A 22,219-nucleotide genomic window follows, 5' to 3' on the forward strand; every position below is an offset into this window, starting at 1 on the left:
GCGCCGTCGTCTCTGCGTTGCAGCAGGCCTGTTGCTGATGCTCGGCGGCGCAGCGGTGCTGCCGCGTCAGGTTGCCGCGCAGGGCCTGTTCAAAGGAGTCGAGCAGGGAGCTCGCGAAGGCAACAGGGCGGCGGGCCCGGTCGGCGGCGTGCTCGGCGGCGCGATCGGCGGTGTCGTCGGCGTGGTCACCGGCGTGACCGGAGCGTTCACCGGCAACAGCGACCAGCACAGTGCGCAACCGGCGCCGCCGCCGTCGGAAAGCAAGAAGGCGAAGCCCTCGAAGACGACGAAGACGAAGGTGGCAAAGGCCGCGCCGATGCTGACGCAGTCGGGCGCGCCGCAGCTCACCGCCGAGCAGATCGTCGCCAACAGCGACGCCAATGTCGAGCGCCTGAAGGCCGGACTGAACCTGACCGAGGAGCAGGCGAAGAGCTGGGGTCCGTTCGCCGACGCCATGCACGCGCTCGGCCGCAACGGCGCCGACCGGCTCAATCTGCGCATCGCGCGGGCGAAGCGCGATCCGCCTGACGACATCGTCGAGCAGATGCGCAACGAGGCGCAGTTCCTCGTCGACCGCGCCGCCGACCAGCGCGCGGTGGCCGACGCCTCCGAGCCGCTCTTCACCAGCCTCGACGACAGGCAGAAGCAGATCTTCATCGATGAGATGGTGCGCCTCAGCCGCGAACGCGGGCTGGATTAGTTCAGCGCGCCGGCCCTGGCCTGCTGCGACTGCGTCAACCGGCCGGCATCGCGCCGCGGTATTTGGCGGCGAGCAGCGCCGCCAGCTCGACTCTCGCATCGACCAGCGGAATGGCGTCCTGGCGGGCCTTGGCCATCGCCATCGCCCCGGAATAGGCGGCAATCACCAGAGTTGCGAGGCTGTCGGGATGCAGGTCGCGGGCACGGCCGGCGAGCACGTCGGCATAGAGTTTCGCACGCAGGGCGCCGTGCCAGGCCGCGAAGATGGCATCGAGCGCGCGGCGCATCTCGGCGTCATGCGCCGAAATTTCCATCGCCATGTTGTTCAGCGGGCAGCCGGACACGGCGCGCTTGCCGGTCAGCTCGGTGATGATGGTCGCGAAGATGGCGTCGATGGCGGAGGGCGCGTCGGCATGAGCCTCCAGTGGCGCGATCCAGGTCTGCGCGACCGCCTGCGCCACGCGATCCTGAATCACCGCGAGGCCGAGATCGCGCTTGGCCGGGAAATGGTACGCCATCGCACCGCCCGACACTGACGCCTTCTCGCGGATCTCCAGCATCCCCGTGGCGAGATAACCGTGGCGGACGAACGTGTCGTAGGCGGCGTCGACGATGCGCCGCCGCACGCCCTCGGGATCGTTGGTTCGCCGGGATGTCTTCATCTCGGCCAGAGAATAGCGGCTTGACAAAACGGGTCAATCATCCTGTTGTACAAAACAGGACGATTGACCCGTTGGAGCACGGCCATGCAATATCATGCGATCTTCGAGCTGCGCCGCTACCGCATGCGCCCTGACGGACGGGACACGCTGATCGACCTGTTCGACAGCACCTTCATCGAGCCGCAGGAGGCGCTGGGGATGCGCATCGAGGGGGAGTTCAGGGATCGCGACGATCCCAATGCCTTCGTCTGGGTGCGCTCCTTCGCCGACCTGGACGCGCGAACGCAGGCGCTGCAGTCGTTCTATGGCGGCGATGTCTGGGCCGCGCATCGCGCCGCGGCGAATGCGACGATGCTCAATTCCGACAACGTGCTGCTGCTGAAGCCGGCCGGGGCCGAGCTGCCGTTCGCCGGCAATCTGCCGCGCGCCGAGGAAGGGAACCGCTCGTTGCCGGCCAGCGGCATCGTCGTCGTGAGCACCTGCTCACTGGCGCCGGGAAAGGAGACCGCTCTGGCCGGCTTCTTCTCCGAGCACGCCCGTCCGATCCTGCGCGAGGCGGGCGCGCGCATCGAGGCCATGCTCATCAGCGAGCACAGCCCGAACGGCTTCCCGAGGCTGCCGGTCCGGGAGGGAGAGACGGTGTTCGTGTGGCTCGAATGTCATCAGGACGAGGCCAGCCTGTTGCGCTATCGCGAGCGCCTTTCGCGCAATTCCGACTGGACTGATCATGTCCAGCCCTCCATCGACGCCCAGTGCTGGCGGCCGATCGAGGTGTCATACCTCACCCCCAGCTCACGATCGCTCTGCGCCTGGTGATCCCCGGCGGCGCTAGTTCCGTCTGCAGCGACCGCTACCCTGCGTCCATTTGGTCGCGTTGACCGGGCGGGCGGCGGCGGCTAAGCCGCGTCATGACGTGCGCGCCGCGAGTTGCACAACTTTCGCATGGCACCATCACAGCCGCAGAGTTTGCGCTGAAATATATGTTAACGTGCGTTGCGATCAATTCGCATATATAGAGTTGCGACGTAGACGCCCCTGCGGCGGCGTCTGGATTGCACTGAGGTCATTGTTGAGCCAGACGTGCCCGAAGCTAATCCTGGCGGGCGGCTTCCGACTGGTGTGGAGAGCCATTTTGTTATCGAGAGTGCGCGTGCGCCGATGGATTGAATCTCGGTTGGGTCGTGGCAAAGCGAGCACCGCCGAGAGGCTCGATGCGGATGCGAAACGCTTCATCGAAGCTGTGCAGGCGGAGTTGAAGGCTGCCAAGGATGACGCGCAGCGCTACAAGCGCATCACCGAGGAGATGGGCGTGATCATGGGCCGGCTGCGCGATGAGCGCGACGGCTACAGGCTGGAGTGGGAGGCCGCATCCGCGGAGCTTCGCCGGCTGACCCGACCGCGCGCGACGCCGGCCTTCGGCAATGGCTCCGCGCGCCGCGCCGGCAACGGCCATGACGGATCCGCCTTGAAGAATACGCCGCGGTCCGCGCTTCGCGTGCTGTGCGTGGGGACAGGGCGCGACGGCACGACGTCCCTCGCACGGATGATGCAGGAGGTCTTCGACAACCAGGGCAACGGCGACCGCGCGGTGCACGAGTGGGCGTCGGGCGAGCTCAACGAGCTGTTCTGCCAGCTCAAGGAAACCAACGATCCCGGCTTCGAGGATCAGATCCGCCAGACGATTCTCGATTGCCCCCATGCCTGCGTCGTCGGCAATGGATATGCGGCCGTGCTGCCGATCATCGCCGAGCTGCTCGGCGACCAGGTCACGCTGGTGCATCTGCGCCGCCGCGACCGCGCGGCCTGCATCGCAAGTCTGGCGGAGAACGCCGAGGTCGCGCCGGAGAACCACTTCTACTACGCCGACTCGCCGGCCGCGCAGCGCAAGCGGCCGACGGCTTTCCACTTCGGCGAGATGTCGAAGCAGCAATGGCTGGATCTGCCGCTGACCGAAAAGTTCGGCTGGTACTACGACAAGACCCACGCTCTGATCGAGAAGTCCAAGGGCCTGTTTCCGAATACGCTGTCGGTCGACACCGAGGACCTCGCTCTGGACAGCGTGCGCGCGGCGCTGGCCCATGCGGCCGGCAGCACCGAAGCGCCGCGGGCTTTCCACGTCAACCGCTTCGTCGATCTGCGCCACGTGCCGGCCGAACGCCGCAGCTTCGTGCAGCGCCTGCTGGGCCAGCTCGACGTCCAGAAGCTCGCTCACGACGATCTCTACGGCGTGCGGCAGGTGCTGAACGAGCTGATCTATCATCTCGCGCATTTTCCGGACGAGGCGCCGGGCGCGCTGGATGAGCTGCGCTGGACGTTGAGCGAGACCTATCGGCTTCTCGACCACCGCATCAGCGACGTTCGCGAGCTGATGGAGCGGGTCGGGGTCACGCCGGAGACGGCAGCTCCATTGACTGAGCATGGCGCTCCACGCCGCCACGACGGCGTGCGCCTGAACAGTTGAGCGGCCTGGTCCCCAGGGCCGGCAAGCTCAGTCCCCGAAGCGCGTCGTCAACCGGCTCGCTGCAGCAAAGGGGCGATTGGATCTGCCCGCCACTGCCTCGCGCAGCCATGAGCCAACGAAACCGACAGCATTGCGCGTCCGCCAAGTCTGTCCGCCTTGCCCAAGAATTTTTCAGGCGCGGGACGATGTAGCAGCGACGACCGCGGTCGAATCGGCCGTCGCAATCACAATCAGACCGGCGCTGCCGCAAAGACCGCGTGCAACGTCCGCAGGAAACTTCAAAGCGGAATCGACCATGAAAGTGGGTCTGGCGGAAGGGGTGGGATTCGAACCCACGGTACCCTTGCGGGCACGCCGGTTTTCAAGACCGGTGCCTTAAACCACTCGGCCACCCTTCCATCCGGCGTCGTGTCCGGAACGTCGGCGTCGTCCACGCATGACCGCGGCATCGACGCGATCCTTGTTTAGGGGGTGGGGTTGCGGCTCGTCAACGGCGCATTCGCGCCTGTCCGGATGCCATCGATCTCAAAGCTCGCGCTCACCTGAGCGCGAAAACCATCAGGCCCGAGCACAAGACGGCCATGCTCAATGCCGTCAGGGCGAGAAAGCTGCCCGTGAGCCAGTCCTGACGTCCTAGATCTCGGTGTCGCATGGGCCACCTGCTGTGGCTGGGTTGCCGGTTCGGCCTCGGGCGGATCGCCAAGGTCGATCGCAAAGGGTCGGTCGCAAAAGAAAACCGATCGGAAGAAGCGGAGGATCAGAAAAGACGCGGTCTTGAAAACCTGCCGGTCGAAACTGTCACCTTCAGGGTTGCACCTGAAGTGTCGCCAGTGAAGCGGACGAAAACATCGGACGAGAGCCGACCGTGACGTCGGCTGTCCGATCCGTCCAGACTCAGGCCCGCGACCGGACCCCTTCAAACGCATGAGCGAGGAAGATGCCGGCGCCAACCAAGCCCATCACCGCTGTCATTGCTTCAATCATCGTGAACACACCCTTGTTGCGCCCCGTGTGAAGGAAACGACGTGCAGCCCTGCACAGTCAAAATGATTCAGGCCCCGGAAAATGAGAACCGTCCTAAGTGAGGTTTTCACGCAACATATGTGTCTAAAAAGGTGCACTCGCAACATCGCGACGTGGGGACATGCACGCACGGGCAGCTATTGCACCCCGCGAACAACCGCGGGAAAGCTCCGGTTAACCACGGCGGGGGCCACCCCATTTCCGCCGTGTTCGGGTTGCGTTAGTCTCGTGCATTGAGTTGCAGGGGATGCGACTCGGGGAAGAGCGGCTTGGCGCGGGCAGGGCGACAGCCGCTGAAGTGGTCATTGGGGTCGATGGGGATTGGTCAAACAGATCCGGTCGGACGAGCGGCGCGCGGTGCCGTCGCTGTCCTGGCCTGCCTGATGGTCGCGAATTGCGCCTCCTCGAACAAATTCGCCAGCAAGGTCGATCCGAAATACGGCGTGTCGTCCAGCCCGCGCGTCGTCGGCTTTGGCGAGCCGGTGCCGAAGGGGGGCGGCGTGTACCGAATCGGGAAGCCCTATACGGTCGCCGGCAAGACCTACGTCCCCGAAGAGGACGCCAACTATCGCGCCGAGGGCATGGCCTCCTGGTACGGCGACGATTTTCACGGCCGCCTGACCGCCAATGGCGAGGTGTTCGACATGACCTCGCTGACGGCCGCCCATCCGACGCTGCCGCTGCCCAGCTATGCCCGCGTCACCAATCTCGCCAACGGCAAATCACTGATCGTCCGCATCAATGATCGCGGCCCGTACCACGGCAACCGGCTGATCGATGTCTCCAACAAGGCGGCCGATCTGCTCGAGTTCAAGGGCAACGGCATCGCCAAGGTGCGTGTCGAATATGTCGGCCGCGCGCCGCTGGAAGGCTCCGACGACACCCAGCTGATGGCGACCTTGCGCACCGGCATCCCTGCGCCGGCGCCGTCACTGGTCCGCGTCGCCTCGGCCAAGCCGTTCGTACCCGACATGGGCGCCAGCCATCCGATTCGCGGCGAGATCCCGCTGCCCGAGGGCCGGCCGTATACGCTGGGCAACAGCTCGGCCGACATGGCCTCGATCAACGCGACCTCCGAGTTGTCGGCATCGAGCCGGACGCGGGGGCGCAGCCTCGATAATCCGCGCGCGGTGTCCTACGATCAAGCCGGCCGTTACGTCCCGCAGGGGCAAGCGAGCGGCAATGACGGCGCCGATGAGGCCCGCGACATCATGGGCGGTCGCGGCCTGTACTGATCCGCCCCCCCCCAACCGGCACACGATTTCAGCGCACCGCCCCGATCGGGGCGGTTCTTGATTCTGGCGTCCGACACGTCCTATCGCGCCGAGAACGGTACGCGGCCGCGCGCCGAGAACGTCCAGACCTGGGTGTTGCTGCCGATGCCGCCGAGTTGGGCACCGACTCCGAGGCTGGCGCCGCCCGGCGTAACGATGCCGAGGCCGCCGGTCGCACGTGCCGACCAGCCCTGTAGCAGCGGTGTCGAGGCGAGGCCGGTTGTGAAGGCGTTCGCATCATCCTTGGAGAAGTAGTAATCGCCATAGAGGCCCGCGAACGGCGTCAGCACGATGCCGCTGTCGAACCACGACACCGGGTAGGCGACCCGCAGACCGCCCGAAGCGCGGCCGCTGGCGAAGTCGTTGGTGCCCTGCCGCGTGCCGAGCGAGTCGGTATAGGCGTTCTGGTGCTCCCACAGCGCGTAGACCTTGGCGGAAGGCTCGAGCAGCAGGCCAGCCCAGTTGTACGTGCCGGTCAGGCCGGTGGAGAGCAGCCAGCGCTGGCCGTCGAAATTGCCCTGCGCGGTCCCGGCCGTGCCGTTGTAGCCGATACCCGAATAGGCGACCGCGGCATCGAAGCGCAGGGTGGGGACGATCTTCCAGCCGAGATAGGCGCCGGTGGTCCAGCCGTCACCTTTGAGCCGTCCGTTGATGTCCTGCTGGGTGTAGCTGAACGTCTCGTAGCCGCCGACGACGCCGACCAGGAAGCTCGGCGTTGCGCGATAGGTCAGTCCCAGCATGGCATTGAGCTGCTGGCCGTAGAGCGTCGACTGGCTGGACTGAACCACGCCGCCCGTCGTCGTCGTGCCCCAGCGATCGACGCCGGTGCCGCGCACGTCGGCCCATAGCAGCCACTCCTTCTGCTCCTGCCATCTCGGCGCGGCCGATTTCTTTTGGCCGTGATCGATCGCCGCGAAGGCATCGTCGACCCGGCCGCGGCTGCGTCCACGTCCGGCAGCATAGCTGCTGCCGCCCGCACCATCGCCGGCGGCCTGCGAATCGTCGTCGCGCGGATCAGCGGAGAAATTGAAGCGCATGCGGGCATTGCCGGGGGTGACGAACGCGCCGCCATCGTTGAAGCCCGATGCGATCGCGTCATCGATCGCCCCGGAGATCGCCTGGCCCGAGTTCTGCGCCACCAGCTTGCTGACGGTCTGCTGCAGCGAGCGCAGCCTGGCGCTGTCGGCGGGTACGTTCACGGTCTGCGCGAGGCCGGGCGACGTGCTGGCCGTGAATGGCGGATTGCCGGCATAGACCGCCGTGATCGTGTGGCTGCCGGCGACCAGGGTCGTCGTCGTGAAGGTCGCGACGCCGCCGCTCAGCGTGCCCGTGCCGATCGGAGAGCCGTTGTCGTTGAACGTCACCGTCCCCGTCGGCGTGCCGCCCGACGCCGTCACGGTCGCGGTGAAGGTCACGGCCTGGCCGAACTGGCTCGGGTTCTGCGACGAGGTCAGCGCGGTCTGGGTCGCCGGTGACTGATAGGTGAAGCGATCGGCCGCCGATGTCGCGGAGGTCTGGCTGTTGTTGGTGACGGTGACGTCCACCGTTCCGGTTCCGGCGGGCGAGACGGCGGTGATCGAGGTGGCCGAGTTCACGGTGTAGCTGGCCGCGTTGACCGCACCGAACTTCACGCCGCCCGCGCCCGTGGTGCCGCTGAAGCCCGTGCCCGTGATCGTCACCGAGGTGCCGCCGCCCACGGGTCCTGTGGTCGGCGAGATCGAGCTGACCGTCGGTGCGGCCGCGTAGGTGAACTGGTCGGCTGCGGAGATCGCCGACGTGCCGCCCGGCGTGGTCACCGTGACATCCACCGTGCCGGTGCCGGCAGGCGAGGTGGCCGTGATCGAGGTGGCGGAATTGACCGTGAAGCTCGCCGCCGGTGTCGCGCCGAACGCCACGGCGGTGGCCCCGGTGAGGTTGGTGCCGGTGATGGTCACCGACGTGCCGCCGCCGAGCGGGCCTCCGCTCGGCGAGATCGCCGTCACCGTCGGTGCTGCCGCATAGGTGAACTGGTCCGCCGCCGAAATCGCCGAGGTGCCGTTGGGCGTGGTGACCCGGACGTCGACCGTGCCGGTGCCGGCCGGCGAGGTCGCCGTGATCGAGGTCGCCGAGTTCACCGTGAAGCTGGCCGCCGCACTGGCGCCGAACGCCACGGCTGTGGCGCCGGTAAAGCCGCTGCCCGTGATGGTCACGGTCGTGCCGCCCGCGACAGGTCCACCCGTCGGAGAGATCGAGCTCACGACCGGCGGGCCGATATAGGTGAACTGGTCGGATGCCGATGTTGCCGAGATGCCGCCCGGCGTCGTCACGCGAACGTCGATCGTCCCGGTCGTGCCGGCCGGTGAGGTGGCCGTGATCGAGGTCGCGGAGTTCACCGTGAAGCTGGCTGCGGCCGTGGCGCCGAACGCCACGGCGGTCGCACCGGTGAAGTTGGTGCCGGTGATCGTCACCGAGGTGCCGCCGGCGGTCGGCCCGGATGTCGGCGAGATCGAGGTCACGGTCGGCGCCGGGATATAGGTGAACTGATCGGACACCGACGTCGCCGAGGTACCGCCTGCGGTCGTGACCCGGATGTCGACCGTGCCGGTGCCGGCCGGCGAGGTCGCCGTGATCGAGGTCGCCGAGTTCACCGTGAAGCCGGTGGCCGGGGTCGCGCCGAACGACACGGCGGTGGCGCCGGTGAAGTTCGTGCCGGTGACGGTCACCGAGGTGCCGCCGCTGCCCGGTCCCGACGTCGGCGAGATCGAGGTCACCGTCGGTGCCGCCACGTAGGTGAACTGGTCGGCCGCCGACGTCGCCGAGGTGCCGCCCGGCGTCGTCACCGTCACATCCACCGTGCCGGTGCCGGCCGGAGAGGTCGCCGTGATCGAGGTCGCCGAATTGACGGTGAATCCGGCCGCGGGGGTGCCGCCGAAGTTCACGGCGGTGGCGCCCGTGAGATTGGTTCCGGTGATCGAGACGGTGGTGCCACCCCCGGTCGGACCTGAGGTCGGCGAGATCGACGTCACCGCCGGCGGACCCGTGTAGGAGAACTGATCGGACGCCGAGGTGGCGGAGGTGCCGCCCGGGGTGGTGACCCTGATATCGACGATGCCGGTGCCGGCCGGCGACGTCGTGGTGATCGAGGTCGCCGAGTTGACGGTGAAGCTCGCTGCGGCGTTGCCGCCGAAGGCGACCGCGGTGGCACCGGTGAAGTTGGTGCCGGTGATGGTGACGCTGGTGCCGCCGGCCAGCGGTCCCGAGGCCGGCGAGACCGAAGTCACCGTCGGCGCGGCGATGTAGGTGAACTGATCGGACGCCGACGTCGCCGAGGTGCCGCCTGCCGTGGTCACGCGGACGTCGACGGTGCCGGTGCCGGCCGGCGAGGTCGCGGTGATCGAGGTCGCCGAGTTGACGGTGAAGCCGGTCGCAGCGGTGCCGCCGAACGATACGGCCGTCGCGCCCGTGAAGTTGGTGCCGGTCACGGTCACCGTCGTGCTGCCCGATGCCGGGCCCGATGTCGGCGAGATCGAGCTGACCGTGGGAGCGGGGACGTAGGTGAATTGATCGGCAGCCGTGATCGCCGAGGTGCCGCCTGCCGTGGTGACCGTCACATCGACGGTGCCGGTGCCGGCCGGTGAGGTTGCGGTGATCTGGGTGGCCGAATCGACGGTGAATCCGGCCGCGGGTGTGCCGCCGAACGATACTCCGGTTGCGCCGGAGAAATTGGTGCCGGTGATGACCACCGACGTGCCGCCGCTCGCCGGTCCCGAGGTCGGCGCGATCGACGTCACCGTGGGCGCGGCGACATAGGTGAACTGATCGGATGCCGAAGTCGCCGAGGTCTGGCCGCCATTGGTCACGGTCACGTCGACCGTGCCCGCCGTGCCCGCTGGCGCCGTCGCCGTGATCGAGGTTGCGGAGTTGACGGTGTAGCCGGTGGCGTTGGTGGCGCCGAACTTGACGCCGCCGGCGCCGCTGGTGCCGGTGAAGCCGGTGCCGGTGATGGTCACGGTGGTGCCGCCCGCGGTGGGGCCCGACGTCGGTGAGATCGACGTCACCGTGGGAACGGGCAGGTTCACCGTGATCGTGAAGGACGTATTGGTGATGCCGCTGCCGGAACAGCTGTTGGCGGCATGCGAGCAGTCGCTGGCGTACCAGACCGTGATCGTATCGGTCCCGGATCCCGACTGAGTGTCGATCCTGATGCTGTATTCCGGGACCTGCGAGAAATCTCCCCCGATGGGAACCGGAATCAGCGTGTAAGTCGCCTTGCTGCCGCTATAGCTCAGATTGCTGTAGCTCAAGCCGCCCGCGGTCATAGGGACATTGTTGAAGGCATCGATGCTGGGATTGGCGCCGTTGGATTGTCCGTACAAGCCCCACAGCACGACGTCGTTCTGCACGCAGAGGCCGACGGCATTGCCCGCACCCGTGCCGTTGATCGTGATGGTGGCGCCGCTCGTCGAAGCGGTCGTGAAATTACAGGCCGCCTGCGCAGCCAGGGTTGCGCCGAGCAGCATGGCAAGAGCCACACCGACACGGGTTAGCGCCCGTCGCAGTTGCGCGCAGCCCTCGCGAAATTTCCGGCGCCCAATTCCGGTTGACAATTTGACCGTGCCCCTCGTGGCCCCTCATTGAACTGAGGGTGCCGCCCAAAAAAATTATCGTTTCCAACAAATTTGGTAACACAACCGCAACCTTGGATGCTTGGCCGCTCACGAGCAAGTTTATTCAACCCTACAGCGAACAACTTCCGCCTTGCGTTGCATGTGTGCAACAGCAGAAGTTGTGGAACTTTATGCACTTGACGGATACGCGCATCACAACTTAGACTTCTCTCTGAGGTTGTTTCTCGACGGCAAGATTTCAGCGTGCGGTGGTGGTGCTCAAAGCCCCGCTCCTCGTTTCAAAGAATGACATTGGGAGAAGAAGCGCATGCCGATGACGCCTGTGTTGGGGCAGATCATGCCTTTTGCGGGATCTCAGCCACCGAGAGGATGGGCGCTCTGCAACGGTGCGCTGCTCGCGATTCAGACGAATCAGGGCCTGTTCTCACTGCTCGGCACCTATTACGGCGGCAACGGCGTCACCACCTTCGCGCTTCCTGATCTGCGCGGCCGGGCCATCCTCGGCTCGACCGGGAGCAGCGGCCAGTTTCCGGCGGGCATGGTCAGCGGCGAGACCACGGTGACCCTGAACGTGTCGCAGATTGCCGCGCACAATCACAATTTCAATGCCTCGACCACAGCCGGCGCCGGTCGCGGTGCATCTCCCGCCAACAATCTGTTCGGGGCCAACACGCTGCCGCCGCCGCCGAATGCCAAGGCGATCTTCGCCACTGCGGGCGCGCAGGAAGAGCCGCTGGCGCTGGGCACCAACATCACGGACACCGGAGGCGGGCAGGCGCACAACAACATGCAGCCCTACCTCGTGATCAACTACCTGATTGCAATGCAGGGGGTCTATCCCTCGCGCGATTGAGGCGGCAGCAAAGCACTGCGTTTCGGCGCCACCCGATCCGTGTCCTTCAGCGCAGCTCCTTCGCCCAATTCCTTCGCACCGCGCTCAGCGCGGTCGCGCTGCAAACCCCAATGAAAGGATCTCGGGATGTCAGACCCGTTTCTCGGCGAGATCAGGCTGTTTGCCTTTCCGCGCATTCCCGACGGCTGGCTCGCTTGCGACGGGAGCGCGCAGTCGATCTCCGCCTTTGATGCGCTCTACGCGGTGATCGGCACCACCTTTGGCGGTGACGGCGTCCAGACCTTCAACCTTCCCGACCTGCGCGGCCGCGTTCCGATCGGGCAGGGGCAGCCGCCGGGCGGATCGGCGCCCTACATCCTCGGCCAAATGGCCGGCGAGGACGAGCATTTGCTGATCGAAAGCGAGATGCCGGCGCACAATCACGGGCTGCTGTCGTCACTCGCCGTCGCCGATATCACCGAACCGGGACCCACCGTCCATCTGGCGACCGCGTCGACCGGAAATCTCTACGCGCCGGCTGCCGACGCCGCACCCTACGCGGTGATGTCGCCGACGTCCCTCGCGACGGCGGGACAGAGCCAGCCGCACAACAACATCATGCCGACCGTCGTGGGCAACTACTGCATCTGCATCAACGGCATCTTCCCGTCGCCAGGCTGAAGCCCGCTCGCAATTCAATCGGCTTCATCCGTACATTCTCGAGGAGAGACGACGTGTCTGATCCCTTCGTTGGCGAAATCCAGGCCTTCCCCTTCACCTTTGCGACCGGTGGCTTCAACAATGCCTGGCTGCCGTGCTTTGGCCAGGTGCTGCCGATCCAGCGGTTCACGCCACTGTTTGCCTTGATAGGAACCTATTATGGCGGCAACGGCACGACCAATTTCCAGCTACCGAACCTGAGCGGCAGCATCACCAACGGCCAGGGCGATGGACCCGGCCTCCAGCCGCGCGTCATCGGCGAAACGATGGGCAGCAGCACCGTGTCCCTCCTGTCCACCGAGTTGCCCGCCCACACGCACAACCTGCAGCTCGGGAGCAGGGGGGCTGCGAACGCCGCGCCGGGGCCGGGCACGCCTTCGACCATGACCGCCATCGATCCCACCTTCAACGGCTTCGTGGCACCGCCGGCCAACACCACCTTCTCGGTCAATGCCGTGACACTGACCGGGCAGAACATTCCGCACGACAACATGCAGCCGACCCAGGCGCTGATCTGGTGCATCTGCTACGCTGGCCTCTTCCCGTCGTTCAACAATTCCTGACGCCACGGCGCGATCGCGGTGCCGACGATCGAAAGCGAGATCGTGTCGACGGACGCGCGTCTGCGGCTGCGTGTCGCCGAGACCGCCGACGAACCGTTCCTGAGCGACCTCTTCAGATCCGTCAAAGGCGCACAACTGGCCACCGGCGGTTTGCCGCCCGAGATGATCGAAGTCGTGCTGGCGCAGCAATTTCGTGCGCAGCGCGCAGGCTATGCGGTGCAATGTCCCGCGGCGCAGTCGCTGATCATCCTGCGCGACGGTGCGCCCGTGGGGCGATTGCTGCTCGACCGCGGGACGTCGCGATGGCACGTGGTCGATCTCGCGCTGTTGCCGGGCGCCCGCAACGCGGGCGTCGGACGCGAGATCATGCAGTCTGTCGCCGCAGCCGCGCGGCAGCAGGGCGCCGACGTGCTCTCGCTCGCGGTCTCCACCGCCAATGAGGACGCGATGCGGTTCTACGTCCGGCTGGGATTCCGCGATGTCGCCGAGGACGCCACCGCGGCGCATCGCCGGATGGAGCTGGTGCTGAGCCCCTGATCGTCGCTTCGCTCATGCGCCGACAGGCGCGACCTCGCGCAGGAATGCGATCAGCGCCGCATTCACCTCGTCGGCGCATTCCTGCTGAATCCAATGGCCGGCGCCGGGGATGATCAGCTTGCGCCTGAGATCGGGCAGCACGCGCTCCATCTCCTGAATGCGCTTGGCACCGATCAGTCCGGTCACCACGGCATCCTCGCTGCCGGCGATGAACAGCGCCGGCTGCCGGATCTGCGCATCCTGCCACGGCGCGGTGAGTGCCCAATTGCGATCGATATTCCGGTACCAGTTGAGGCCGCCGCGAAAGCCCGAGGCGCGGTAGGCCGCGACGAACGCCGCCAGGTCGGCCTCGCTCAGCCACGCCGGCAAGGGCAGGTCGGGGTTCACCGCGCCGAGGAAGCCCTTGCCTGGCGCGACGAACAGGGACTGCGGATCGGAGAAGCCGCGCGCCAGCATCGTGCGCATGGTCAGCGCCACGTCGCGCTCGAACTCGGTTTCGGCCACACCGGGCGCCTGAAAATACTGCCAGTAGAAATTCTCGATACCGCCGGCGCGGAGCGTGTCGAGCGGCCGGCCGCGTCCGCGGAACGGGGGCGGCACGCTCAGGCCGGCGACCGCCGTGAACATGTCCGGCCGGAACATCGCTGCGTGCCAGGCCACCGGCGCGCCCCAGTCGTGACCGACGATGACCGCCTTGTCCTCGCCGAGCGCCGTGACCAGCGCCACCATGTCGCCCACGATGTCGAAGATGGAATAGGCGGTGACGTCCGCCGGTGCCTGCGAGCCGCCGAAGCCGCGCATGTCGGGTGCGACGACGCGATAGCCGGCTTCCGCAAGCGCCGGCATCTGATGCCGCCACGAATAGGACAGCTCGGGCCAGCCGTGGCAGAGAACCACGAGCGGTCCCTTGCCCTGCTCGCGCACGAACAGCTCGATCCCATTGACCTTGATGACACCCGGCGACACCGCTTCCACAATCGACGTCCTATTTTTGCGCAATCATGATCGCATCGCGCGCAGCCCGGTGCAAATCACGGGACAGCCGCCGTCCCCGCGGGATTGCCGAGTTGTTTGCGCTCCGCCCAGCTGCTAGATTCCCAGCGCGCTCCAGAGCTTAGCCGATGAACCTCATGCCCTCACCGTTCCGTCGCGCCGGTTTCACCTCCGGGCGGGCCGCGCGCGCGCTCGTCATATTGACGGCGGCCTTGGCGATCGGCTGGAGCGGCATGCTCTACGCCGCCAATCAGAGCGTCCAGGGCGCGAAGAAGGATGACGGCGGCTTCGACGGCGACGCGCCGACGGCGATCCTGATCGAGGCCAACAGCGGCAGCGTGCTGTTCGAGAAGAACGCCGATGAGCTGCGCGCGCCCTCCAGCATGATGAAGCTGATGACGGCCGAGGTGGTGTTCAACGCCGTCAAGCAGGGCACCATCAAGCTCAACGACGAGTATCGGATCAGCGAGAACGCCTGGCGCAAGGGCGGGGCGCCGTCGGGCACCTCGACGATGTTCGCCGCGCTCAACAGCAAGGTCTCCGTCAGCGATCTCCTGCACGGCGCGATCATCCAGAGCGGCAACGACGCCTGCATCGCGCTCGCGGAGGGCATGGCCGGCAACGAGAAGATCTTCGCCGCCGACTACATGACCAAGCGGGCGCGTGAGCTCGGCCTGACCAAGTCGACCTTCGCCAATTCCAACGGGCTGCCCGACCCCGGCAACAAGATGACGGTGCGGGAGCTGTCGATGCTCGCCCGCCACATCATCCTGGACTTCCCTGAATTCTATAAGCTGTTCGGGGAGAAGGAATTCACCTGGAACAAGATCCGGCAGCAGAATCGCAATCCCTTGCTCAATGCGATGGAAGGCGCCGACGGGCTGAAGACCGGCTACACCAAGGAGGGCGGCTACGGGATGGTCGGCTCGGCCGTGCAGAACGGCACAAGGCTGATCGTCGTGGTCAACGGCCTGGAGGATCCCGAGGATCGCGCCACCGAGGCCAAGAAGATGCTGGAATGGGGTTTCCGCAACTTCGAGACCCGCACTCTGTTCGCGGCGGATCAGCCGGTCGGGTACGCCAAGGTGTTCGGCGGCGAGAGCCGTTCCGTCAAGCTGTCGAGCCCGGTGCCGCTCAAGGTGATGGTGCAGAAGAACGGCGGCGACAAGCTGATCGCGCGCATCGTCTACAGCGGTCCGGTCAAGGCTCCGATCGAGCCCGGGCAGAAGGTCGGGGTTGTCAGGGTCTGGCGCGGCCCCAATATCGCCATGGAGGCCCCCGTCTATGCTGCGGAGGCGGTGGGCAGGGGGTCCACGATGCGGCGCGCGATCGATGGGGCGAGCGAGCTCGTGATCGGGATGTTCCGCGCCGGGGCCGAGAAGCTCTAGAGACATGGCGGAAGCAGCTTTGAAACGTGGTCCTGGCCGCGGCCGATTCGTCACCTTCGAGGGCGGCGAGGGCGCTGGAAAATCTACGCAGATCAAGATGTTGGCGGACCGTCTGGAGAAAGAGGGTTTGCGCGTGGTGCTGACCCGCGAGCCCGGCGGTTCCCCCGGCGCCGAGATCATGCGCCATCTCGTGCTGTCCGGGATGGGCAAGCTGCTCGGCGCGGAGGCCGAGACGCTGCTGTTCGCCGCCGCGCGCGACGACCATGTGCGCAACGTGATTCTCCCGGCGCTGAACCAGGGCAGCTGGGTGCTGTGCGACCGCTTCTTCGATTCGACGCGGGCCTATCAGGGCAGCCAGGGCAAGGTCGCGCCCGACGTGCTCAATGCGATGCAGCGGGTCACGATCGGCGACCTCAAGCCGGACCTCACGCTCATCCTCGACGTCCCCGTCGAGGTCGGCCTGCAGCGCGCCTCGGCGCGGCGCGGGAGCGGTACGCCGGATCGGTTCGAAGGCGAGGACATCAAGTTCCACAAGGGCTTGCGCGACGCCTTTCACAAGATCGCGGCCAACGAGCCGCGGCGCTGCGTGCTGATCGACGCCACGGCGAGCGCCGAAGCCGTGTCGCTCATCGTCTGGGATGCCGTGCGAGAGCGGCTGTTCACGGCCGTGGCGGCGGCATCATGAGCGCGCGCAAGGTCGAGCCCGAGATCGCGGTCCGGCATCCGCGCGAGACTACGGCGCTGTTTGGGCACCGCGAGGCGGAGGCGGCGCTGCTGGCGGCCTATCGCAGCGGGCGGATGGCCCATGCCTGGCTGATCGGCGGCCCGCAGGGCATCGGCAAGGCGACCCTGGCCTATCGCATGGCGCGGTTCGTGCTGACGCATCGCGATCCCATGGCGCCAGAGGTCCGCGCAGCCGACTCGCTCCACGTCGACGCCGACGACCACGTCGCACGGCTGATCGCATCAGAAGCGCATGGCGGGCTGCTGACGCTGGAGCGCTCGGCCAACGACAAGGGCGTGCTGCGCACCGTCATCACCGTGGACGAGACCCGCGAGACGATCTCGTTCTTCGGCTCGACCGCGGCCGTCGAGGGCTGGCGGGTATGCATCGTCGACACCGTCGACGAGCTCAATCCGAACGCGGCGAATGCGCTGCTCAAGATCCTCGAGGAGCCGCCGCAGCAGTCGCTGTTCCTGCTGGTCAGCCACGCGCCGGCGCGGGTGCTCGCCACCATCAAGTCGCGCTGCCGACGGCTCTCGCTGCGGGCGCTGTCGACCGAGGACGTCATCAGCGCGGCTGCGGAGGCCACCGGCATGGACGGCGGTGAGCCGGCGCTGCGGGAGGCCGCCAAAGCCTCCGAAGGCAGCGTCTCCAGGACCCTGATGCTGATGGGCGGCGACGGGTTGCAGCTGCAGACCCGGACCGCCGCGCTGCTGGCGAGCCTGCCGCGAATCGACGCCGGCGAGCTGCATGCCCTGGGCGATGCGCTCGGCACCAGCGACCGCGTCGCGCTGGCGAGCTTTCTCGACAGCATCGAGCGCTGGGTGGCGGAACGGCTGCGGGCGCAAGATCCCAACGCGGAACTGCCGCGCCTTGCACGGCTGGCGGAGGTATGGGAAAAGATCGTCCGCGCCGCGCGCGACACCGAATCCTATAATCTGGAGCGAAAACCGCTGGTTTTCTCGGTGTTCGGGATGCTCGCCGAAGCCACGCGGTAACGCGCCGACCATCATCCCGGGATCATCAGGATCAATCCGTCCACCGACGGCGTCAAAGAGGAATCTGCCGTGGCCAAGGCCAGCAAGACAACCGTGAAGAAGGGCAAGCCGGCGACCAAGGGCGCCGCGAAAAAGGCTGCCGCCAAGAAGGCCGTCAAGTCGCCCGCGAAGGCCAAGGCCGGCGCGAAGGACAAGGCGGCGAAGGGCAAGGACATCAAGGACAAGGCGAACAAGGCAAAAGCCGCCAAGGTAGCGGCCGCGAAAGCCAAGGCACCGAAGTCCAAGGCGCCGGCGTCAAAGGCACCGACGTCAAAGGCACCGACGTCAAAGGCGGCCAAGAGCGCCCCGAAGAAGGCAGTGAAAGCGCCTGCCAAGAAAGCCGCGGCCAAGCCTTCGACGGCGCCAGCCAAGAAGACAGCCGGCAAGCCCGCTGCGGCGAAGAAGCCTGCGGCAGCCAAGCCGCCGGCCGCGCCGAAAAAATCCGTCGCCCCCGTCGTAGTCGAGACGCCGAAGGCGCCGCGTCCCGCGAAGCCCAAGGCGCCGCGCAAGCCGAAGGCCGAGGCCGCTGCAATTCCCGAGATTGAAGTTGCCGAGGTCGAGCTTGTCGAAGTGGAGGAGCTCGAGGTGACCGAGGCCGCGGAAGCCGCAGCGCCCGTCGCCGCCGCGCCCGACAACGCCAACACCTTCTACGTCACCACGGCGATCGCCTATCCCAATGGCAGCCCGCATATCGGCCACGCCTATGAGGCGATCGCGACCGACGCCATTGCGCGCTTTGCGCGGCTCGACGGCAAGGATGTGTTCTTCCTGACCGGCACCGACGAGCACGGCCTGAAGATGGTGCAGACCGCGCAGAACGAGGGGCTGACGCCGTCGGAGCTTGCGACCCGCAACGCCGGCCGCTTCCGCGAGATGGACGAGCGGCTGAACGTGTCGTTCGATCGCTTCATCCGCACCACCGAGCCCGCCCACCACACATCGGTGCAGGCGATCTGGACACGGATGCTCGAGAACGGCGACATCTATGCCGACACCTATTCCGGCTGGTACTCGGTCCGCGACGAGGCCTATTACGCCGAGGACGAGACCACAGTCGGCGAGGACAACGTCCGCCGCGGGCCGCAGGGCACGCCCGTTGAGTGGGTCGAGGAGAAGAGCTACTTCTTCCGCCTGTCGGCCTATCAGGACAAGCTGCTGGCGCTGTATGAGAGCCAGCCCGATTTCATCGGCCCGGACGCGCGGCGCAACGAGATCACGAGCTTCGTCCGGGGCGGGCTGAAGGACCTCTCGATCTCGCGCACCACCTTCGACTGGGGCGTCCGCGTGCCGCATGACGACGAGCACGTGATGTATGTCTGGGTCGACGCGCTGACCAACTACATCACCGGTGTCGGCTTCCCCGACGAGAATGATCCGAACTGGAAATATTGGCCGGCCGACGTGCACGTCATCGGCAAGGACATCATCCGCTTCCATGCGGTATACTGGCCGGCGTTCCTGATGTCGGCCGGCGTGCCCGTGCCGAAGCGGGTCTATGCGCACGGCTTCCTGTTCAACAGGGGCGAGAAGATGTCGAAGTCGGTCGGCAACGTCGTCGATCCGTTCAATCTCGCCGACCAGTATGGCGTCGACCAGCTGCGCTATTTCTTCCTGCGCGAGGTGCCGTTCGGCCAGGACGGCAACTACAATCACGAGGCGATCGTCGCGCGCATCAACGCCGATCTCGCCAACGACCTCGGCAATCTCGCGCAGCGCTCGCTGTCGATGATCACGAAGCAGCTCGGCGGCGTGCTGCCGGAGCCCGGCGAGTTGTCCGCGAACGACAAGGCGATCCTGGCCGAGGCCGATGCGATGATCGGCGCGGCGCGCAAGGCGATGGCGACGCAGCAGATCCACCAATGGCTGAACGCCGTGTGGTCAGTCGTGGCCGAGGCCAACCGCTATTTCGCGGGCGAGGCGCCGTGGGCGCTGGCCAAGACCGATCCGAAGCGCCAGCACACCGTGCTCTACGTCACCGCGGAGGTGATCCGGCAGGTCGCGATCCTGACCCAACCGGTGATGCCGGCGGCGTCGGCGAAGCTGCTCGACAGCCTCGGCATCCCCGAAGGTGAGCGCAGCTTCGCACAGCTCGGCGGGGATGTGCGCATCGCGGCCGGCACGCAGCTGCCCGCGCCGCAGGCGGTGTTCCCGCGCTACATCGAGCCGACGGCGGCGTGATGCTGGTCGACAGTCACTGCCATCTGGATTTTCCGGATTTCGCCGAGGATCTGGAGGGCATCGTCACGCGCGCCGCCGCCGCCGGCGTCGGCCGCCTGGTGACGATCTCGACGCGGGTGCGGCGTTTGCCGGAGTTGCTCGCCATCGCCGAGCGGTTCGACAACGTGTTCTGCTCGGTCGGTACCCATCCGCACAATGCGGATGAGGAAGATGGCATCACGGCCGAGGAGTTGATCGCGCTGACTGATCATCCGAAGGTCGTCGCGCTCGGCGAGGCCGGGCTCGATAATTTCTACGATCACGGCTCAAAGGACGCCCAGGAGCGCGGGTTCCGCGCGCATATCGCGGCCGCCCGTGAAACCGGCCTGCCGCTGGTGATCCACACCCGCGAGGCCGACGAGCAGTGCAGCCGCATTCTCGACGAGGAGATGGCGCGCGGACCTTTCAAGGCCGTGCTGCATTGCTACACCGGCGGACGCGAGCTGGCGATGAAGGCGATCGATCTCGGGCTGCACATCTCGTTCACGGGCATCGTGACGTTCAAGAAGTCGGAGGGCTTGCGCGCGCTTGCCGCCGAGGTGCCGGCCGACCGCATCATGGTCGAGACCGACGCGCCGTATCTCGCGCCGGGAAAATTCCGCGGCAAGCGCAACGAGCCGGCCTATGTGGTGGAGACCGCGAAGGTGCTGGCGGAAGCGCGCGGCGTGTCGTTCGAGGAATTCTCACAACAGACGACCGAGACCTTCTTCAAGCTGTTCTCCAAGGTGCCGCGACCGCAGGAGCTCTCATGACCCTGACGCTCACCATCCTCGGCTGCGGCTCCTCGGCGGGCGTGCCGCGCCCGGCGCTGGGGTGGGGCGCCTGCGATCCCAACAACCCGAAGAACCGCCGCCGGCGCTGCTCGCTGCTGGCCGAGCGCCGCGGCGCGCATGGCGTGACGCGGGTGGTCATCGACACCTCGCCGGACCTGCGCGAGCAGTTGATCGACACCCAGGTCGATCACATCGATGCGGTGTTCCTGACGCATGAGCACGCCGACCAGACCCACGGCATCGACGATCTGCGCTCCGTGGTGATGCACCAGCGCCGGCGCATTCCGGTCTACCTGAACCAGTCGACCGCCAAGGACATCATGCACCGGTTCTCCTACTGCTTCATCTCGCCGCCGGGCAGTGACTATCCGCCGATCCTGACGCAGCATTCGATCGAGGCCGGCGAGACCCAGGCGGTGGAAGGGAAGGGTGGTGAGCTGAGGCTGACGGCGTTCCTGGTCCAGCATGGCAACATTCCCGCGCTCGGCTACCGCATCGGTGACGCCGCTTACACGCCCGATCTGAACGACATTCCCGAGGAGAGCTGGGGCGCGCTGGAGGACCTCGACCTCTGGATCGTCGATGGCCTGCGGCCTGCGTCACATCCGAGCCATTTCTCGGTCAACGACGCGCTCGCCTGGATCGAGCGCTTCAAGCCGAGGCGCGCCGTCATCACCAACATGACCGCGGACCTCGACTACGAGGTGCTGCGCCAGAGCCTGCCGGCCGGCGTGGTGCCGGCGTATGACGGGATGCGGCTGGAGCTGACGGCGTAGGGTGGGCAAAGGCGCGGGCATGCGCTTTCCGCGTACGAGATCGCCATGGCGCCGTGCCCACCATCTTGCGGATGAGTACGCCGCCTGACGGCGCCGCTTTGCCCACCCTACGCAGTAATTGCGATTTGCGCGAACTAACAAGGAGCGGCTTGCCATGCTGTCGCTGTTCTTCGAGGTCGAGGTCAAGCCCGGTCATCTCGACCAGTATCTCCAGCTTGCCGCCGCGCTGCGGCCGGAGCTCGATGCGCTCGGCGGCTGCCTGTTCCTCGACCGCTTCAAGAGCCTGTCGCGCGACAATCTGATCCTGTCCTACCAGATCTGGCAGGACGAGGGCGCCATGACCGCCTGGCGCGTGCACGCCCGTCACCACGACATCCAGACCCTCGGCCGCGACAAGGTGTTCTCGGACTATCGCCTGCGTATCGCCGAGTTGGTCCACGAGGTAAAGCCAGGGCAGGCGGCTTGGCAGCCGGAGCGGCGAGGCACCTACAATGATCCGAAGCGGCGTGCGCCGACGTATGTGCTGGCCGTCGAGACGGCGGCCCCGCAATTGAGCGGCGTGAAGGACCTGCCGGTCGCGAGCTTTTCCAACGTCTACCGTGACGGCTGCTTCGCGCATCTCGTCGAGCTGCCGGACGAAGCCACCGGCGTCACGCTGAGCACGCGACTGCTCACCGAACCCGGCGCCGACAACATCCGCGTCGTCGAGGTTAGCAGAGACTACGGAATGTATGACCGCCGTGAAGCGCCACAGTATTATCCGGAGAAGAGTTAGGGGGGCGCAGCCGAGTGAGTCTGGGGCTTACGCAGACTGAATAGCGAGCCATTGCGGTGCCCAATGAATGCGCCTTCTCCCCCAGGGCGAAGCGGAGCTTCGCCCTGGGGGAGAAGGCTCAAAGGTAGTTGCTACGCAGTCACTTGGGTGAGGGTCCG

At 66.6% G+C, this 22,219-nt stretch carries 19 protein-coding genes and 1 tRNA gene; 16 read left to right on the top strand and 4 right to left on the bottom strand.

Annotation, left to right across the window (positions count from 1 at the left end; genetic code table 11):
• The first annotated feature begins 37 nt into the window (after window positions 1-37).
• Window positions 38-700, top strand: a complete 663-nt coding sequence (locus tag QXZ94_RS08855; protein ID WP_315726162.1) for a Spy/CpxP family protein refolding chaperone — start codon at window positions 38-40, stop codon at window positions 698-700.
• A gap of 34 nt (window positions 701-734) precedes the next feature.
• Here QXZ94_RS08855 and QXZ94_RS08860 read toward each other — a convergent pair whose 3' ends face one another.
• Complete coding sequence (locus QXZ94_RS08860; RefSeq protein ID WP_315720089.1) at window positions 735-1,388, bottom strand: TetR/AcrR family transcriptional regulator; 654 nt, start codon at window positions 1,386-1,388, stop codon at window positions 735-737.
• Between the two features lie 57 nt (window positions 1,389-1,445).
• On the opposite strand from QXZ94_RS08860, the gene QXZ94_RS08865 reads away from it, so the two are divergent.
• Window positions 1,446-2,177 (top strand): NIPSNAP family protein, encoded by a 732-nt coding sequence (locus tag QXZ94_RS08865; RefSeq protein ID WP_315720090.1) that lies wholly within the window; start codon window positions 1,446-1,448, stop codon window positions 2,175-2,177.
• Window positions 2,178-2,535: 358 nt separating this feature from the next.
• Entirely contained in the window at window positions 2,536-3,822 is a 1,287-nt protein-coding gene (locus tag QXZ94_RS08870) for a hypothetical protein (RefSeq protein ID WP_315720091.1), read from the top strand.
• 308 nt (window positions 3,823-4,130) lie between these two features.
• Here QXZ94_RS08870 and QXZ94_RS08875 read toward each other — a convergent pair.
• Window positions 4,131-4,220, bottom strand: a tRNA-Ser gene (locus QXZ94_RS08875).
• A gap of 252 nt (window positions 4,221-4,472) precedes the next feature.
• Between QXZ94_RS08875 and QXZ94_RS08880 the strand changes: the two genes are divergently transcribed.
• Window positions 4,473-4,691, top strand: a complete 219-nt coding sequence (locus QXZ94_RS08880) for a hypothetical protein (RefSeq protein WP_315720092.1) — start codon at window positions 4,473-4,475, stop codon at window positions 4,689-4,691.
• A 468-nt stretch (window positions 4,692-5,159) separates the two neighbouring features.
• The gene (locus tag QXZ94_RS08885; protein WP_315720093.1) at window positions 5,160-6,080 is read left to right on the top strand and encodes a septal ring lytic transglycosylase RlpA family protein; all 921 of its coding nucleotides are present in this window, start codon (window positions 5,160-5,162) and stop codon (window positions 6,078-6,080) included.
• Window positions 6,081-6,160: 80 nt separating this feature from the next.
• Here the strand turns inward: QXZ94_RS08885 and QXZ94_RS08890 are convergent, their stop codons facing one another.
• On the bottom strand, window positions 6,161-10,618 hold the full coding sequence (locus QXZ94_RS08890) for a beta strand repeat-containing protein (protein WP_315720094.1): 4,458 nt from the start codon (window positions 10,616-10,618) through the stop codon (window positions 6,161-6,163).
• A 415-nt stretch (window positions 10,619-11,033) separates the two neighbouring features.
• On the opposite strand from QXZ94_RS08890, the gene QXZ94_RS08895 reads away from it, so the two are divergent.
• From QXZ94_RS08895 to QXZ94_RS08910, 4 genes are all read left to right on the top strand, one after another.
• Complete coding sequence (locus tag QXZ94_RS08895; RefSeq protein WP_315720095.1) at window positions 11,034-11,579, top strand: phage tail protein; 546 nt, start codon at window positions 11,034-11,036, stop codon at window positions 11,577-11,579.
• Window positions 11,580-11,705: 126 nt separating this feature from the next.
• The gene (locus tag QXZ94_RS08900) at window positions 11,706-12,239 is read left to right on the top strand and encodes a phage tail protein (RefSeq protein WP_315720096.1); all 534 of its coding nucleotides are present in this window, start codon (window positions 11,706-11,708) and stop codon (window positions 12,237-12,239) included.
• A 53-nt stretch (window positions 12,240-12,292) separates the two neighbouring features.
• Window positions 12,293-12,841: a phage tail protein gene (locus QXZ94_RS08905; RefSeq protein WP_315720097.1), complete on the top strand. Its 549-nt coding sequence runs from the start codon at window positions 12,293-12,295 to the stop codon at window positions 12,839-12,841.
• Window positions 12,842-12,859: 18 nt separating this feature from the next.
• Window positions 12,860-13,378, top strand: a complete 519-nt coding sequence (locus QXZ94_RS08910; RefSeq protein ID WP_315720098.1) for a GNAT family N-acetyltransferase — start codon at window positions 12,860-12,862, stop codon at window positions 13,376-13,378.
• Between the two features lie 12 nt (window positions 13,379-13,390).
• Here the strand turns inward: QXZ94_RS08910 and QXZ94_RS08915 are convergent, their stop codons facing one another.
• Window positions 13,391-14,353 carry an alpha/beta hydrolase gene (locus QXZ94_RS08915; protein ID WP_315720099.1) on the bottom strand — a complete coding sequence of 321 codons (963 nt, stop codon included), beginning with the start codon at window positions 14,351-14,353 and terminating at the stop codon, window positions 13,391-13,393.
• A 251-nt stretch (window positions 14,354-14,604) separates the two neighbouring features.
• On the opposite strand from QXZ94_RS08915, the gene QXZ94_RS08920 reads away from it, so the two are divergent.
• The 7 genes from QXZ94_RS08920 (at window position 14,605) to QXZ94_RS08950 (ending at window position 22,061) form a co-directional block, all read left to right on the top strand.
• The gene (locus QXZ94_RS08920) at window positions 14,605-15,759 is read left to right on the top strand and encodes a D-alanyl-D-alanine carboxypeptidase family protein (RefSeq protein ID WP_409998502.1); all 1,155 of its coding nucleotides are present in this window, start codon (window positions 14,605-14,607) and stop codon (window positions 15,757-15,759) included.
• A gap of 4 nt (window positions 15,760-15,763) precedes the next feature.
• Entirely contained in the window at window positions 15,764-16,444 is a 681-nt protein-coding gene (tmk, locus tag QXZ94_RS08925; protein WP_315720100.1) for a dTMP kinase, read from the top strand.
• Window positions 16,441-17,481, top strand: coding sequence for a DNA polymerase III subunit delta' (locus QXZ94_RS08930; RefSeq protein ID WP_315720101.1), 1,041 nt, complete (start codon window positions 16,441-16,443; stop codon window positions 17,479-17,481). Before tmk ends, QXZ94_RS08930 begins: the two co-directional genes overlap by 4 nt.
• Before the next feature lie 69 nt (window positions 17,482-17,550).
• Window positions 17,551-19,698, top strand: coding sequence for a methionine--tRNA ligase (gene metG, locus QXZ94_RS08935; RefSeq protein WP_315720102.1), 2,148 nt, complete (start codon window positions 17,551-17,553; stop codon window positions 19,696-19,698).
• Window positions 19,698-20,489 carry a TatD family hydrolase gene (locus QXZ94_RS08940; protein ID WP_315720103.1) on the top strand — a complete coding sequence of 264 codons (792 nt, stop codon included), beginning with the start codon at window positions 19,698-19,700 and terminating at the stop codon, window positions 20,487-20,489. The genes metG and QXZ94_RS08940 overlap by 1 nt, the downstream gene beginning before the upstream one ends.
• A complete protein-coding gene (locus QXZ94_RS08945) occupies window positions 20,486-21,286 on the top strand; it encodes an MBL fold metallo-hydrolase (RefSeq protein WP_315720104.1) in 801 nt (266 codons plus the stop codon). Before QXZ94_RS08940 ends, QXZ94_RS08945 begins: the two co-directional genes overlap by 4 nt.
• 154 nt (window positions 21,287-21,440) lie before the next feature.
• Window positions 21,441-22,061, top strand: a complete 621-nt coding sequence (locus QXZ94_RS08950) for an antibiotic biosynthesis monooxygenase family protein (RefSeq protein ID WP_315720105.1) — start codon at window positions 21,441-21,443, stop codon at window positions 22,059-22,061.
• Window positions 22,062-22,219 lie beyond the last annotated feature (158 nt).

It is taken from the genome of Bradyrhizobium sp. SZCCHNS2022, assembly GCF_032377575.1.
GTDB classification, from domain to species: Bacteria; Pseudomonadota; Alphaproteobacteria; order Rhizobiales; family Xanthobacteraceae; genus Bradyrhizobium; species Bradyrhizobium aeschynomenes.